Annotated in this window: 11 protein-coding genes; 5 read left to right on the forward strand and 6 right to left on the reverse strand. The window is 60.0% G+C overall.

Annotated features, from left to right (window positions below; all coding sequences use genetic code 11):
* The first annotated feature begins 78 nt into the window (after window positions 1–78).
* The 3 genes from IC37_RS18885 (at window position 79) to IC37_RS18895 (ending at window position 5,899) form a co-directional block, all read left to right on the forward strand.
* Complete coding sequence (locus tag IC37_RS18885) at window positions 79–1,179, forward strand: efflux RND transporter periplasmic adaptor subunit (protein ID WP_030131181.1); 1,101 nt, start codon at window positions 79–81, stop codon at window positions 1,177–1,179.
* 6 nt (window positions 1,180–1,185) lie between these two features.
* Window positions 1,186–4,257, forward strand: a complete 3,072-nt coding sequence (locus IC37_RS18890; RefSeq protein WP_030131182.1) for an efflux RND transporter permease subunit — start codon at window positions 1,186–1,188, stop codon at window positions 4,255–4,257.
* A gap of 295 nt (window positions 4,258–4,552) precedes the next feature.
* A complete protein-coding gene (locus IC37_RS18895; protein ID WP_030131183.1) occupies window positions 4,553–5,899 on the forward strand; it encodes a Fic family protein in 1,347 nt (448 codons plus the stop codon).
* Window positions 5,900–6,009: 110 nt separating this feature from the next.
* On the opposite strand, the gene IC37_RS18900 is transcribed toward IC37_RS18895, so the two are convergent.
* On the reverse strand, window positions 6,010–6,699 hold the full coding sequence (locus IC37_RS18900) for a DUF4197 domain-containing protein (RefSeq protein WP_030131184.1): 690 nt from the start codon (window positions 6,697–6,699) through the stop codon (window positions 6,010–6,012).
* Window positions 6,700–6,768: 69 nt separating this feature from the next.
* Window positions 6,769–9,273: a glycerol-3-phosphate 1-O-acyltransferase PlsB gene (gene plsB, locus IC37_RS18905; RefSeq protein ID WP_030131185.1), complete on the reverse strand. Its 2,505-nt coding sequence runs from the start codon at window positions 9,271–9,273 to the stop codon at window positions 6,769–6,771.
* A 166-nt stretch (window positions 9,274–9,439) separates the two neighbouring features.
* Here plsB and IC37_RS18910 point away from each other — a divergent pair, with 166 nt between their 5' ends.
* Entirely contained in the window at window positions 9,440–9,649 is a 210-nt protein-coding gene (locus IC37_RS18910; protein WP_007964248.1) for a cold-shock protein, read from the forward strand.
* A gap of 157 nt (window positions 9,650–9,806) precedes the next feature.
* Here IC37_RS18910 and IC37_RS18915 read toward each other — a convergent pair whose 3' ends face one another.
* The 4 genes from IC37_RS18915 to IC37_RS18930 all read right to left on the reverse strand — a co-directional run bounded on the left by IC37_RS18915 (window position 9,807) and on the right by IC37_RS18930 (window position 15,040).
* Window positions 9,807–10,184 carry a hypothetical protein gene (locus tag IC37_RS18915; protein ID WP_007897129.1) on the reverse strand — a complete coding sequence of 126 codons (378 nt, stop codon included), beginning with the start codon at window positions 10,182–10,184 and terminating at the stop codon, window positions 9,807–9,809.
* A gap of 84 nt (window positions 10,185–10,268) precedes the next feature.
* Entirely contained in the window at window positions 10,269–11,078 is an 810-nt protein-coding gene (locus tag IC37_RS18920) for a putative RNA methyltransferase (protein WP_030131186.1), read from the reverse strand.
* Window positions 11,078–12,229: a succinyl-diaminopimelate desuccinylase gene (gene dapE / locus IC37_RS18925; protein WP_030131187.1), complete on the reverse strand. Its 1,152-nt coding sequence runs from the start codon at window positions 12,227–12,229 to the stop codon at window positions 11,078–11,080. Before dapE ends, IC37_RS18920 begins: the two co-directional genes overlap by 1 nt.
* Window positions 12,230–12,448: 219 nt before the next feature.
* Window positions 12,449–15,040, reverse strand: a complete 2,592-nt coding sequence (locus IC37_RS18930) for a glycosyltransferase (protein WP_030131188.1) — start codon at window positions 15,038–15,040, stop codon at window positions 12,449–12,451.
* Between the two features lie 287 nt (window positions 15,041–15,327).
* Here IC37_RS18930 and tcdA point away from each other — a divergent pair, with 287 nt between their 5' ends.
* The gene (gene tcdA, locus IC37_RS18935) at window positions 15,328–16,140 is read left to right on the forward strand and encodes a tRNA cyclic N6-threonylcarbamoyladenosine(37) synthase TcdA (protein ID WP_161794720.1); all 813 of its coding nucleotides are present in this window, start codon (window positions 15,328–15,330) and stop codon (window positions 16,138–16,140) included.
* Window positions 16,141–16,210: the final 70 nt, after the last annotated feature.

The following is a 16,210-nucleotide window of genomic DNA, read 5'->3' on the forward strand; positions in this document are numbered from 1 at the left end:
TGGACTGGTGAGTTTGCTATTAATAACATACTGGTCAGTATAATTATTCCAAGCACCATTAGCGAAAGGTCCTTCACCATGTTCCGCTATGCCTTGCCCCTCGCATTGCCGGTCAGCCTGGCTTTTTTATTGTCTGCGTGTGGCCATGAAGAGGCGCCTCAAGTCACCGTCCGCCCGGCCATGGTCGTACAGCCAGAGCCTTCGGCTCAGGCCATGGAAAGTTATCCCGGTGAAGTACGCGCGCGCTATGAGCCCGATCTGGCCTTCCGCATTGGCGGTAAAGTCAGCCGACGACTGGTCGAGGAAGGCCAGCGGGTCAAGGCCGACCAGCCTCTGGCGGAACTCGATCCTCAGGACGTGCGCCTGCAACTGGAAGCCACCCGTGCCCAAGTCGCGGCCGCCGAAGCCAATTTGAGCCTGGTGCGCGCCGAGCGTGATCGCTACAAGACCCTGATGGAGCGGCAGATGGTCAGCCGTTCGCAGTACGACAACGCGGAAAACCTCTACCGCTCCGGTGAAGCACGCCTCAAGCAAATCAAAGCCGAATTCAACGTCTCGACCAATCAGGCCAGTTACGCGGTGCTGCGTGCGCCGCAGGATGGCGTGGTGGCCAAACGTGCGGTTGAAGTCGGGCAAGTGGTCGCGGCCGGGCAAACCGTGTTTACCCTTGCCACCGATGGCGAGCGCGAAGTGTCGATCAGCCTGCCGGAGCAGAGTTTTGGCCGCTTCAAGGTCGGCCAACCGGTCTCGGTGGAACTCTGGACCCAACCCGATCAACGTTTCCCCGGACGCATCCGTGAACTGTCGCCTGCGGCCGATCCGAAGTCCCGCACCTTCGCCGCTCGCATTGCATTTACCGCCGGCAAGGTTCCCGGCGAACTCGGCCAGAGCGCCCGGGTGTTCATCCAGACCGCCGAAGTAGTGTCGTTGTCGGTGCCGCTGTCGGCGGTCACCGCGGAAAACGGTGCCACTTATGTCTGGGTGGTCGGCGCCAACAACACCTTGAAAAAAGCCCCGGTGCGGGTCGGTGCATTCGGCGAGAAAACCGTGCCGGTGCTCGAAGGCCTGAACGCCAGCGACTGGGTGGTGGCGGCCGGTGTTCATGTGCTTCACGACGGGCAGCAAGTGCGCCCGGTGGATCGCTCCAATCGCGTGGTCAATCTGGCGCACAAGGAGTAATCCCCGATGGGTTTCAATCTTTCCGAATGGGCGCTGCGTAACCGCCAGATCGTACTATTCCTGATGCTCTTGCTGGCCGTCGTCGGCGCGTTGTCCTACACCAAGCTCGGCCAAAGTGAAGACCCGCCGTTCACCTTCAAGGCCATGGTGATTCGCACCAACTGGCCGGGGGCCACGGCCGAGGAAGTGTCGCGCCAGGTTACCGAACGTATTGAAAAGAAGCTGATGGAAACCGGCGAGTACGATCGGATCGCTTCGTTCTCTCGCCCGGGCGAGTCTCAGGTCACGTTTATTGCTCGGGATTCGATGCACTCGGTGGAGATCCCGGAGCTCTGGTATCAGGTCCGCAAGAAGATCAGCGACATTCGCCACACTTTGCCCCCGGGCATCCAGGGGCCCTTCTTCAACGATGAGTTCGGCACCACCTTCGGCAACATCTACGCCCTGACCGGCGAAGGTTTTGATTACGCGGTGCTCAAGGACTACGCCGACCGTGTCCAGATTCAGCTGCAACGGGTCAAGGATGTGGGCAAGGTCGATCTGCTCGGGCTGCAGGACGAGAAGATCTGGATCGAGCTCTCCAACGTCAAACTGGCCACCCTCGGGTTGCCGTTGGCGGTGGTGCAGCAGGCGCTTGAAGAGCAGAACGCGATGTCCACCGCAGGCTTCTTCGAAACCACCAGCGAGCGTTTGCAGCTACGGGTTTCGGGGAATTTTCAGACGGTCGACGAGATCAAGAACTTCCCGATCCGCGTCGGTGATCGCACGTTCCGCATCGGTGATGTGGCGAACGTTCGTCGTGGCTTCAACGATCCACCGGCGCCTCGCATGCGCTTCATGGCTGAAGACGCCATCGGCTTGGCGGTAGCCATGAAAGGTGGTGGCGACATTCTGATTCTGGGTAAAGCGCTGGAAGTCGAGTTCGCCCGGATCCAGAAAAACCTCCCGGCCGGCATGCAGCTGCGCAAGGTGTCCGATCAACCCGCCGCGGTGAAAACCGGTGTCGGCGAGTTTGTTCAGGTGCTGGTGGAGGCTCTGGCAATCGTTCTGTTGGTGAGCTTCTTCTCCCTCGGTGTGCGCACCGGCATGGTCGTGGCGCTGGCGATTCCACTGGTGTTGGCGATGACCTTTGCCTGCATGTACTACCTTGGCATCGGTCTGCACAAGATTTCCCTCGGCGCGCTGGTACTGGCGCTGGGGTTGCTGGTGGACGACGCGATCATCGCTGTGGAAATGATGGCGATCAAAATGGAACAGGGCTTCGACCGGGTCAAAGCCGCGAGCTATGCCTGGACCAGCACCGCGTTCCCGATGCTCACCGGTACGTTGATCACCGCTGCCGGTTTCCTGCCGATTGCCACCGCGCAATCGGGCACCGGTGAATACACCCGTTCGATCTTCCAGGTGGTCACCATCGCGTTGGTGGCGTCGTGGGTTGCCGCCGTGGTCTTTGTGCCTTATCTGGGGGAAAAACTCCTGCCGGACCTGGCGAAAATTCACGCAGCCAAGCATGGCACCGGCGACGGCCAACCCGACCCTTATGGCACGCCGTTCTATCAGCGTGTCAGACGGCTGGTGGAGTGGTGCGTGCGCCGGCGCAAAACGGTGATCATTTTGACGGTCGTGATGTTCGTCGCGTCAGTGGTGCTGTTCCGTTTCGTGCCGCAGCAGTTCTTCCCGGCTTCGGGGCGGCTGGAGCTGATGGTCGATCTGAAACTGGCCGAAGGTGCGTCGTTGAGCAACACCGCCGAGGAGGTCAAGCGCCTTGAAGGTCTGCTCAAGGATCACGCCGGGATCGATAACTACGTGGCGTATGTTGGCACCGGTTCGCCGCGTTTTTACCTGCCGCTGGATCAGCAACTTCCAGCAGCGAGCTTCGCCCAGTTTGTCGTCCTGGCCAAAACCATCGAAGATCGCGAAACCCTGCGCACCTGGCTGATCGAAACCCTCAACGAACAATTCCCTGCCTTACGCTCGCGGGTCACGCGGCTGGAGAACGGCCCGCCGGTTGGCTATCCGGTGCAGTTCCGGGTGACCGGTGAGCACATCGAGGAAGTCCGCGCATTGGCCCGTAAAGTAGCGGCCAAGGTTCGCGAGAACCCACACGTGGTCAACGTGCATCTGGACTGGGAAGAACCGAGCAAAGTCGTTTACCTGAACGTCGATCAGGACCGCGCGCGGGCGCTGGGTGTGAGCACGGCAAACCTCTCGGGTTTCCTGCGAAGCTCGCTGACCGGTGCCAGCGTCAGCCAGTACCGCGAAGACAACGAGTTGATCGAGATCCTGCTGCGCGGCACGGTGCATGAACGCACCGAACTGGCGTTGCTACCAAGCCTGGCCGTGCCGACTGACAATGGTCGCAGTGTGGCGCTGTCGCAGATTGCAACGCTGGAGTATGGCTTCGAAGAAGGCATCATCTGGCACCGTAACCGTCTGCCCAACGTGACGGTTCGCGCCGACATCTACGGCAAGGAACAGCCGGCGACGCTGGTGCAGCAGATCATGCCGACCCTTGATCCAATTCGCGCCGAACTGCCGGACGGCTACTTGCTGGACGTCGGCGGTACGGTGGAAGACTCGGCGCGCGGGCAGAACTCGGTGAAGGCCGGTGTGCCGCTGTTTATCGTGGTGGTGCTGACGTTGCTGATGCTGCAGCTGCGCAGTTTCTCACGCACGGTGATGGTGTTTCTGACAGCACCGCTGGGGCTGATTGGTGTGACGCTGTTTCTGATGGTGTTCCGTCAGCCGTTCGGTTTTGTGGCGATGCTCGGGACGATCGCCTTGTCCGGGATGATCATGCGTAACTCGGTGATTCTGGTGGATCAGATTGAGCAGGATATCGCTGCCGGGCTTAAGCCTTGGCAAGCGATTATCGAGGCGACGGTGCGGCGGTTCCGACCGATTGTGCTGACGGCGTTGGCGGCGGTGTTGGCAATGATTCCATTGTCGCGCAGTGTGTTTTTCGGGCCGATGGCGGTGGCGATCATGGGCGGGCTGATTGTGGCGACGGCGTTGACGTTGCTGTTTTTGCCGGCGTTGTATGCGGCTTGGTTCAGGGTCAAGCAAGAGCCGGTCTGATCCTTTGATCTTGGCGGCCTTTGGGCCAACCATGCTCTTGTTGGTGGGGGACATATCCGTTGCTGCGGTGATGGTCACCTATGGTTCCGATCTTACAGCGGGTCTCTTTTGGCAAGTGGGGAGGGGCGGGTTTACGCCGCTCCCACATGGATTGCGCTTAACTGACTGGCATTAAGGCTTGCCCGCGAAGGCGGTCCAGGCTCCTACACATATTTCAGATCCGTCTGATATTGAGTCAAAGTACGTGCACTGTTGTACTCAAGACTCAATTTCGTGAGTTGTTGAGACACCGATAATGAAAAAACCGCCCATGCTGCAGGGCAGATCCGACCCGGTATTCGATCGCTTGGGGCAATCGCCCCACAAGGAACGCCTCTCGGACTACCTCGCACTGCTCAAGCCTCTGGACGATCGGGGGCGCTATCTTCCGTTCGATGAGTTGCGCTACCGCTGGGCGCCGGGGCTGGATTCGAATCTGTGCTGGGCCTTGGTCAAGAAAGCCCGGACCGCGCAGTATTCCAGCCTGTTACCATTGGGCGAGCCCACTCAGTGGGGCCAATTTGTGCTGACTCCATTGGCACAGAAAGCTATTTCTGCCGTCGACCGGAAAGCCACAACGGCCGCGTTGGAGTACATGACCGGCCAGATCGGCGAGCGTGCGCATTTCAGCTACTTGCTCAACGATCTGATCGAAGATGAAGCCATCAGCAGCAGCCAGCTCGAAGGCGCGGCAACCACCACTCGGGTGGCCAAGGACATGCTCAAGCGCAAGCGCCTGCCGCGGACGCCGGATGAGCGGATGGTTATCGGCAACTACAAGATGATGAGCTTCGCCTGGGAAAAGCGTTATGAACCCTTGAACGTCGAACTGATCACGGCGATGCATCGTGTTGGTGTCGAAGGTATCGATGACCCGCAATATTCACCGGGTGCCTTCAGGATCAACGATGACGTGGTGGTGCAGGACGGTGAGGGCAACACTGTTCATACGCCGCCTCCCGCAGCGGGGCTCGCGTCACGATTGCAGGTGCTGTCGAAGTGGATCAACCAGTCTCACGACGATCCCAATCATGGGGATTATCTTCATCCATTAATCAAAGGTATCGCGCTGCATTTTGCGCTGGGCTATGAGCATCCTTTTCGCGACGGCAATGGCCGGGTCGCGCGGGCACTGTTTTACTGGTTTATGTTCAAGAATGACTTCTCGGCCTTTCGCTACATCGCGATCAGCCTGTTGCTGCGCAACGCGCCGGTGAAATACGGGCGTTCGTATCTGAATACCGAAGCTGATGATCTGGACCTGACCTATTTCATCGATTTCCAGTGTTCAGTCATCTTCCGGGCAGTCAGCGCTTTTACCGAGGCTTATCGAAAAAGCCTGGCCTACACCGAAAGCTTCGATCGATGGCTGTTGGAGTCAGGTTTTTTCGATCAGCTCACCGAGAAACAGCGAGCCGTATACCAAGTGGCCAAGAGTGGAATGGCCAAAGAGTTCACGGCGGTCAATGTGAAGGAGAATCTGAGCTGCTCTTACAACACCGCGTCGGCCACCCTGAACGGGTTGGTCGAGTTGAAGGTGTTCGAGAAAAGGAAGATGGGGCGCGAGTGGGTGTTCTTCCTGCGGGCAGCGTCGACGATCTGATCCTTTGTGGGAGCGGGCTTGCTCGCGAAAGCGGCGGTCCATCCAACATTGATGTGACTGTCTGATCGCTTTCGCGAGCAAGCCCGCTCCCACAGGGTTCCATGTCAGGTCTAGAGCGTACCAAACACCTTCTTCGCCAAACTGGTCGCCGCCGCCGCAGGGTTCTGGCGAATGGTTTCTTCCTGCTTGCCTATCATCTCGAACAAACCGTTCAACGCCTGCTCGGTCACGTAGCTTTCGATGTTGGCATTTTTCGCATCCAGCGCGCCCAGGGTCGCCGCTTGCCCGGCGAACGAGTTGTACTGCTGGGCCAAACCCACCTGGTCGGTGGCTTGTTTGACGATCGGCAGGAACTTGGTGCGGATCTGTTCGCGGCTGGTTTTGCTCAGGTACTGAGTGGCCGAGTCCTTGCCGCCGCTGAGGATCCCCTTGGCATCTTCCACGGTCATCTTCTTCACCGCATCCACCAGAATTGGCTGAGCCTGCGTCACGGCCGTTTCAGCCGCTTTGTTCATGCTGGTTTCCAGTTGATCGACCTGATCGCCCATGCCGAACTGTTTCATCTTCTTGGCGACTTTACCCAGCTTGCCCGGCAGTTCGATTTTCACGTCCGGGTTGTTGCTGAAGCCGCCAGGCGCGCCGAGTTGTTTAACGGCCAGTTGCGCGCCTTGGGTCAGGGCGTCCTTGAGACCGCCGGTGGCGTCTTGTTGCGACAGGTCACTGAGAGACACTGCCAAGGCGTTGGCGCAGATCATCAAGCCTGCGCACAGGCCGGCGAAGCGAAGGGTAGGGCGGAGCATGGCGGCTTCCTTGTTCGTAAAAAAGGTTCAGAAAAAAGGCGCCAGAAGAAGCCTGGCGCCTGTAGGAATTTAGTCGGTCTGCGCCGCAGTCGCGACTTGATCCGCCGCATCTTCACTGCGATGCAACGCCACCTGACGGATCGACAAACGAATCTCTGCCGGCAATACCCGTTTGGCCGCGCCTTCGGCCAGTTCGCCGAGTAGTTCGTGATAGCTCAACTTGCCGGCCTCGTCACGGCGCAGCACGTCGAGGTCCAGCATTGTCTGGATGAAGTGACGAAACAGGCTCTTGTCGAAGAATTCCGGGGCATTCAGACCGTGGAGGATCGACAGGCGCTGGGCCATGACCGTGCACAGATCTTCCAGTTCTTCGGCGCTGATGCTGTTCTGGCCGCTGTTGAGTAGCAAGGAAACGGTCATGTAGAAGCGCTGCAAGGTCTGGGCGATGCTTTTCGACAGCAGCGTCAGTAGTACGAAATGCCGTGAACTCGGTGCCGGACGCAGGTACACGTCTTTCTCGAAACGCAGCAGGCCTTGCTCGACGAAGGCTTCGAGCCATTGATCGAGCACGCCATCGAGTTCGTCCAGCGACCAGCGAATGAACAGCTCCGATTGCAGGTACGGATACAGCGCGCGGGTGTAGCGCAGGATCTGCTCGCGGCTCATGCGCGAGGTGCTCTGGAAGAAACTCGCCAGTAACGACGGCAACGCGAAGATGTGCAGCACGTTGTTGCGGTAGTAGGTCATCAGGACGGCGTTTTGTTCGTCCAGGTACAGAATTTTGCCCAGCGCATCGCTTTGCTCGGACAGCAGGTCCATGTCCTTCACGTGCTCGATCAGCGCCCGGCCGTCGCCCTCCGGCAGGGTGGTGTGCGAGGAGTAGGGAACCTTGCGCAACAGCGCCAGATACAGATCGAGCACCCGCGCCATGGCGCGATCGTCCAGGGCCAGACGGCTGGTGGACAGCAACGCGAGGGCCACCAGATTCACCGGGTTGATCGCCGCTGCTTCGTTCAAATGCTGCGCGACTTTCTCGCCGAGGCGGTGGGTGGTTTCGTTGAGCCAGGCCGGTTTGAACTGCGGACCGAGTTCCTGTTGACGCCAGTCTGGCTGTTCGCTGTCGAGGAATTCCGCCAGTTTGATCGGCTCACCGAAGTTGACTGCGACCTGACCGAAGCGCTGTTTGAGCGCGCCTATGACTTTGAAAATGTCGAAGATCGATTCTTTCTTCTTGCTCGCGCCACGCAATTCGCCGAGGTAGGTGCGGCCTTCCAGCACTCGCTCATAGCCGATGTACACCGGCACGAAGACGATCGGCATGCGTGACGAACGCAGGAAGCTGCGCAGAGTGATCGCGAGCATCCCGGTTTTCGGTTGCAGCATGCGCCCGGTGCGCGAGCGGCCGCCCTCGACGAAGTACTCGACCGGGAAGCCTTTAGTGAACAGGGTATGCAGGTATTCGTTGAACACCGAGGTGTAGAGCGGGTTGCCCTTGAAGGTGCGGCGCATGAAGAACGCCCCGCCACGGCGCAGCAAGCTACCGATCACCGGCATGTTGAGATTGATCCCGGCGGCGATGTGCGGCGGGGTCAGGCCGTTGCGGAACAGCAGATAGGAGAGCAGCAAATAGTCGATGTGGCTGCGATGGCACGGCACGTAGATTACTTCGTGACCCTGGGCGACTTTCTGCACACCTTCGATGTGGTTGACCTTGATCCCGTCGTAGATCTTGTTCCAGAACCAGCTCAGCACCACTTCCAGGAAGCGGATCGCGGTGTAGGTGTAGTCCGAGGCGATCTCGTTGCCGTAGCGCAAGGCTTGGGCCTTGGCTTTTTCCGGAGAGATGTTCTCGCGCTCGGCTTCATCGAGGATCGCTTGTTTGACCAAGGGCTGATTGAGCAGGCCTTTGACCAGATTGCGGCGGTGGGAAATGTCCGGGCCGATCACCGCGGCTTTCAGGTTGCGAAAGTGCACCCGCAGAATCCGCTGGGCCATGCGCACGGTGCGCTCGTGGCCTTTGTTGTGATCGATCAGTTCACGCAAATGAATCGGCGCCGAGAACTGCACCCGGGTCTTGCGCCCCAGCACGATGACGCTCAGCAGCCGACGCAAACGCCCGGTGACGGCCCAGCTGTCGGCGAACAGCAGTTTCCACGGGCTCGACTCGCTGTCTGGCGACTGGCCCCAGAACACGCTGACCGGAATGATCTGCGCGTCTTCGGCGGCGTTCTGGCTCAAGGCGCTGACCAGACGGGTCAGGGTCGGTGGCGCACCGCGTTTGTCCTGACGGCCGAGCCAGTCGGGCTCCGGCGTCAGGTAAAAGAACGCGGCGGGCTCCACCAACGCCCCCACCGATACCGGCAACACCGGGCGGGGCAGACCGGCCTTGCTGCATTCGGCATCGACCACGGCGAGGTCGGTCAGTGATGGATTTTGCAGGACGTAGAACACCGGCCGGCTGCGGTCGAGGTTGAGGGTGAGCGACGACTGGTTGATCGTCTCCGAGCGAACCCAGAGGTACAGCAGTCGGCGCAGGGTGCCAAACACAAGACGGCGGAACGGGGAGCGGGTCATACGGCTTCTGCGTGAGTGGATAAAACCGAGCGTTTGCTCGGGCGGCAGATAGTGTGCCGTATTCGCCGAAAATCGGCAAAAAAGCGGCTAAGTAAACTTGAGTTGAGAGTTTGCGCCGCTGTCATATACTCGGCCGTTCAAAATAAAAACAAGGGGGTAACTAGATATGGCTACGCGCGAAACCGGCAATGTGAAGTGGTTCAACGACGCCAAGGGCTATGGCTTCATTCAGCGCGAGGACGGGGTGGACGTGTTCGTGCACTACCGCGCGATCCGCGGCGAAGGGCATCGCTCGCTGACTGAAGGTCAGCAGGTTGAGTATGCGGTGGTGACCGGGGAGAAGGGCTTGCAGGCTGAGGATGTGGTGGGTTTGTAAACACAACCCTTTAGATCACACAAAACCAATGTGGGAGCGGGCTTGCTCGCGAATGCGGTGTGTCAGTCGATATCAACTTTGACTGACACACCGCATTCGCGAGCAAGCCCGCTCCCACATTTGATTCGCGTCGTGCATACGTCCGTCGTACGGATTTTTACGCAGTTTTCCAGGTGATTTCTTCTTCACCATCGGCGCTGATTCGCATCCAGCGATCCGCCGTTTCTTCACCTTCTTCCTCGACCCAACTGCCCGGTGCGCAACGCACTTCAACGTTCAGCGCGGCAAACGCGGCGCGGGCGCAGGCGATGTCGTCTTCCCATGGGGTCTGGTCGCTTTCCAGGTACAGGCTGTTCCATTTGCCGACAGCTTTCGGCAGCCAGGTAACCGGCACGTTGCCGGCCTTGCACTTGTAGGTCTGGCCTTTCTGAACCCAATCGGTGCATGGGCCTAAAGCCGCGCCGAGCCAAGCTGCGATGGCCTTGTAGTCGACGTCGGCGTCTTTCAGGTAAATCTCGATATCGGGTTGGCGCATGGATGTCCTCACTGCGGGTCTGAAAAATCCATTCGCGGATTTAGCCGGCCTCAAGTTGTTTGCTCGAGACCAAAATTTAAGAATTTATTGAAGAACAAAATAATCGTAGCGCATCGACACGGTGACCTCGAACGGCTCGGCCTGTTCGATGACTGCCGCCCGGCGTTCGGCACTCGCGCGCCAGCCGTGGGGTGTCATGGCCAACAGGTTCGCGCGATCCTGACCACTGGCAAGCGTCAATTTGAATTCCAGGGTTTCGCTGTGTTGCAGCGCCATGCCTTCCGGCACCAACGCCAAGTGTTTGTCGTCGGTGTACTCGCGCACTTCGTCGTACAGCCGCTCGCGCAATTCCATCAGATGGCCGCTGGTCGGCCCGACTTTCATCAGGCCGCCGCCGGGGCTGAGCAGGCGTTTGGCTTCTTCCCAGTCCAGCGGGCTGAAAACGCTGGCGAGAAACTGGCAGCTGCCTGAGGCCAGCGGCACCCGCGCCATGCTGGCGATCAACCAGGTCAGCGCAGGGTTACGTTTGCAGGCGCGTTTGACCGCTTCCCGGGAAATGTCCAGCGCATAGCCGTCGGCGTTGGGCAAGGCTTCGGCGATTTGCGCGGTGTAGTAACCCTCGCCACAACCGATGTCCAGCCAGCGCTGGGGCGCGTATTGCGCCGCCAGTTCCGCCAGACGCTTGGCCACCGGCGCGTAATGGCCGGCGTTCAAAAAGTCGCGACGGGCTTCGACCATCGCCAGGTTATCCCCAGGGTCGCGGCTGTTTTTATGCTGCACCGGCAGCAGGTTCAAGTAACCCTGCCGCGCACGGTCGAAACGATGCCCGGCGGGGCAAGCCACGCCGTTGTCCACCGCGTTCAGCGGTTCGCTGCAGATCGGGCAGGCGAGCATCAGGCGAGCAACTTGATCAGGGTCTGGTAGTAGATCTCGCTCAGCACGTCGAGGTCGGCCGCCAGTACGCGCTCGTTGACCTGGTGGATCGTCGCGTTGACCGGGCCCAGTTCGACAACCTGAGTACCCATGGTTGCGATGAAGCGCCCGTCGGAAGTACCGCCGCTGGTGGACGCCTTGGTCTCGCGACCGGTGATGTCCTTGATGCTCGCCGATACCGCGTCGAGCAGGGCGCCTGGTTCGGTGAGGAACGGCAGGCCGGACAGCGCCCAGTCGATGTGCCAGTCCAGACCATGCTTGTCGAGAATGTCGGCGACGCGCTTTTGCAGGCCTTCGACGGTGGATTCGGTGGAGAAGCGGAAGTTGAACACCGTCACCAGATCACCCGGAATCACGTTCGTCGCGCCGGTGCCGGAATTGACGTTGGAAATCTGGAAACTGGTCGGCGGGAAGAAATCGTTGCCGTGGTCCCAGTGCTCGGCGGCCAGTTCGGCCAGCGCCGGGGCGGCGAGATGGATCGGGTTCTTCGCCAGGTGCGGATACGCCACGTGACCTTGCACACCGTGTACGGTCAATTTGGCGCCGAGGGAGCCGCGACGGCCGTTCTTGACCACATCACCCACCAGGGTAGTGCTCGACGGTTCGCCGACGATGCACCAGTCCAGACGTTCCTTACGGGCAGCGAGGCGTTCAACCACAGCCTTGGTGCCGTGATGCGCCGGGCCTTCCTCGTCGCTGGTGATCAGGAAAGCGACCTTGCCCTTGTGGTCCGGGTAGTCGGCGACGAAGCGCTCAGCGGCGACGGTCATGGCCGCGAGGCTGCCTTTCATGTCTGCCGCGCCACGGCCGCAGAGCATGCCGTGCTCGTCGATCACCGCGTTGAACGGATCGATCTGCCAGGCGGTCACCGGGCCGGTCGGAACCACGTCGGTGTGGCCGGCGAAGCACAGCACCGGGCCTTCGTGTTTACCGTGGGTCGCCCAGAAGTTATCCACATCTTCGATGCGCATCGGTTCCAGCGTGAAACCGGCATCGCCCAGGCGCTGCATCATCTGCTTCTGGCAATCGGCGTCGACCGGCGTCACGGACGGACGGCGGATCAGGTCGATGGCGAGTTGAAGCGTCGGCGAAAGGTCGGCGTGGGCCGTCATGGAAAGCTCCGAAAACATGAAATATGGGCGCGGGCTAAATGTGGGGGCGGGGTTGCTCGCGAAGGGGCCATCACTGACGCCAAAAGCTTCGCGAGCAAGCCCGCTCCCACAGGTATGGCGTTCGGCCGTTGGTACGTGCCTGGCCAAGGCCTGCAAAATGGCGGTTATCTTAAAGCAAAACGGCGGCCATTGGCCGCCGTTTAGTGCATCTGTACTGATTTAGACAGCCGGTGCGGTCGCGGCTTCGGCCACCGGTTTTGGCAGCGACGACAGGAACGCCATGATCAGCGCCGCCAGGTACGGAAGCGACTGCACGAGCAACATGGTCACCCAGAAGCGCATGTCGTTGCTCGGCAGGCCGTTCACCAGGAAGATCCCCAGCGCCGCGCCCCACAACAGCAGCATGATGAACACCTCTTCGCGAGCCTCCGAAATCGCCACCCAGAAGCCGTGGTTATCGGCGTTTTTCGGGGTGCGGAAGAACGGAATGCTGCTGGTGAAGAAGCCGTACAGCACCGCTTTGGCGATGGTGTGCGACAACGCCAACCCTGCCAGTGCCGCGCAGAACGCATCCTTCAGGTTGACCCCGACCGCACGACGGTAGAGGAAGATGATCTTGCCAACCTTGAATACGAACAACGCCAATGGCGGGATCGCGAAAATCAGCAGCGGTGGATCGACCCGTTGCGGCACGATGATCATCGCCGCCGACCACAACAGTGCGCCGATGGTGAAGAAAATGTTCATGCCGTCTGCGACCCACGGCAACCAGCCCGCGAGGAAGTGGTAACGCTGGCCGCGGGTCAGTTCGGTGTCCTTGCCGCGCAGCAGGCTGGCGGTGTGACGCTTGATGATCTGAATCGCTCCGTAAGCCCAGCGGAAACGCTGTTTCTTGAAGTCGATAAAGGTATCGGGCATCAGGCCCTTGCCATAACTGTCGTGGTAGTACGCAGCCGACAGACCTTTCTCGAATACGCGCAGACCCAACTCGGCATCTTCACAGATGCACCAGTCGGCCCAGCCCAGTTCCTCGAGCACCGAGCGCCGGGTCATGGTCATGGTGCCGTGCTGGATGATCGCGTCACGGTCGTTACGGGTGACCATGCCGATGTGGAAGAAGCCTTTGTATTCCGCATAGCAGAGCTTCTTGAAGGTGCTTTCGTTCTGGTCGCGATAATCCTGCGGCGACTGCACCACGGCGATTTTCGGGTCGGCGAAGTGCGGCACCATGTGCTTGAGCCAGTTCGGATCGACACAGTAGTCCGAGTCGATCACCGCAATCACTTCGGCATCTTTGGCAGTGTGCGGAATCAGGTAATTCAGCGCGCCGCCCTTGAAGCCGGCCAGCGGTGCCACGTGGAAGAACTTGAAGCGCGGGCCGAGGGTTTCGCAATAATCGCGCACCGGTTCCCAGACCGCTGGGTCTTTGGTGTTGTTGTCGATGATCAGGACTTCGAAGTCCGGATAGTCGAGGTTGGCCAGGGCGTTGAGGGTCTGTTTGACCATCTCCGGCGGCTCGTTGTAGCAAGGTACGTGAATCGACACCTTCGGTCGGTAGTCCGAATCGCCCACTACCGGCAGGAATTCACGCCGGCGTTTGTGGGTCCAGACCGCTTCGGCCAGCTCATGGGCCTCGGTCAGCAGCACGATAAACACCCCGAGTGCACCGAGGGCGAGCAAGAAGCCCACCGTCAGGCTGAACCAGGTGCTGTATTGCTGGCTGTAGTCGTAACCGATCCACACCAGCACCGAACCGCAGAGGAACGCGATAAAGGTCAGGAAGGTGCGGCCGCGTTGACGCAGGGCCGAGCCGTCGATCATCAACAGGGTCAGGGAGAGCAATGCCAGCACTACCGAGCCGATAGCCAGTACCCGCCATTGCGGGATCGCGACGACCGGGCCTTCGAAGTTGAATTTCTGCTGACGCGCGGCGTTGAACACGCCCCAGTACGCGCCCACCGAACCTTCGTCACTGGCCTTCCACGGTTGGTCGAACGCTTCGATCACGAAGTAGTTGAAGCCTTGGCGGTTGAGCTTGTTGACCAACGTGCGCAGGTAAATCGCCTGGTCCGCCGGCGACGCATCGGCGCCACCGCGCATGCGGCCGTTGCTCGGCCAGCCGACTTCGGAGAGCAGCAGCGGTTTTTTCGGGAACATCTTTTTCAGGTCACGAGCGCGGTCGAGAACGAACTGACCGGCCTTGTCCACCGGAACGAACTCCCAGTAGGGCAGAACGTGAGCCGCGATCAGGTCGACGTGCTTGGCCAGGCTCGGGTTTTCTTCCCAGACGTGCCACTGTTCAGAGGTGGTGACCGGAACCTTTACGGCCGCGCGGACGCGATCCAGGATCAGGCTCAGTTCTGCAGCGGTGATTTCCTTACGGAAGATCGCCTCGTTACCGACAATCACGCGAACGACGCTGCGCGAGGAATTGGCGATTTCGATGGCGCGGGTGATCTCGCGCTCGTTGCGCTCTTCGTCCGGGCTGATCCAGATCCCCAGGGTCACCCGCAGGCCGAATTCTTCCGCCAGTTTGGGAATGTTCTCCAGCGTGCCGTCGACCGAGTAGGTGCGGATGTTGTCCGTCAGCTTGCTCATGATCTCCAGATCGCGACGCATTTCATCGTCGGTCGGGTACTGGGCTTTTTGTGGGTACTGGCCTTGTTGAAACGGCGAGTACGAAAAGCCGGAGATCTGCTCAGGCCAGTTGGGGGCGGTGACCGGGCGATTGACCAGCGCCCAGAAACCGGTGAACAAGGCGGCGATTGCAAGAACCACGACCAGGTTGAGTCCAAATTTACGCGATGACATAGCTATTTCAGGTTCCAGGGGCTGCAGAACGAAGGAACGGTCGGCGGCCGGCTGCCAAGGGGCGGGGGCGCGCATCCTACACTGGGCATTCACTGATCGTACAGCGGACAGGGAAATGCCGGACGTTGGGCACTTTAAGTCGATTTAAGTTCTTTGACCGGGGCGGTATATCCCAATTCCAATGAATTTGTAGTCATTTGAAGCCGTCAAGACTGCCGTCCATAGCCCAAAGGTGCTCTTGACCGCCGACGGCCCTATAATGCGCGCCGGTTTTTGGGGTAATGGTCATGAGTACAGAAGATCCGCGGTTTGCTGGCATTGCCCGCTTGTATGGCATCGAAGGTCTTGAGCGCTTGCGGGCGGCCCATGTGGCGATCGTCGGCGTCGGTGGCGTCGGTTCCTGGGCGGCGGAAGCTGTTGCCCGGTGTGGCGTGGGCGAGATATCGCTATTTGACCTGGACGACGTTTGTGTCAGCAACGTCAATCGTCAACTGCATGCGCTGGACAGCACCGTCGGCAAGCCCAAGGTCGAGGTGATGGCCGAGCGCCTGCGCGGGATCAACCCGGACTGCACGGTGCATGCGGTGGCGGACTTCGTCACCCGCGAAACCATGGCCGAGTACATCACGCCGAACATCGACTGCGTGATTGACTGCATCGACAGCGTCAACGCCAAAGCGGCGCTGATCGCCTGGTGCAAACGTCGCAAGATTCAGATCATCACCACCGGCGGCGCGGGGGGGCAGATCGACCCGACACTGATTCAGGTCTGCGACCTGAACCGCACGTTCAACGATCCGCTGGCGTCGAAAGTGCGCTCCACGTTGCGCCGCGACTACGGCTTCTCCCGCACCGTGACCCGCCACTACAGCGTGCCCTGCGTGTTTTCCACCGAGCAACTGCGCTACCCGAAACCGGACGGCAGTATTTGCTTGCAGAAGAGTTTTGTCGGTGATGGCGTGAAGCTCGACTGCGCCGGGGGCTTTGGCGCGGTGATGATGGTGACGGCAACGTTCGGCATGGTCGCGGCGACCAAGGCTGTGGATAAGATTGTGGCTGGGGTTCGGCGGCCGGCGGATCGGGTCAAGCCTGAGGTTTAATGGTTGTTACTGATGGCCCCTTCGCGAGCAAGCCCGCTCCCACATCTATGGTTACCCCCTTTTCTGCAAT

The organism is Pseudomonas sp. QTF5, assembly GCF_000512695.2.
Lineage (GTDB): Bacteria > Pseudomonadota > Gammaproteobacteria > Pseudomonadales > Pseudomonadaceae > Aquipseudomonas.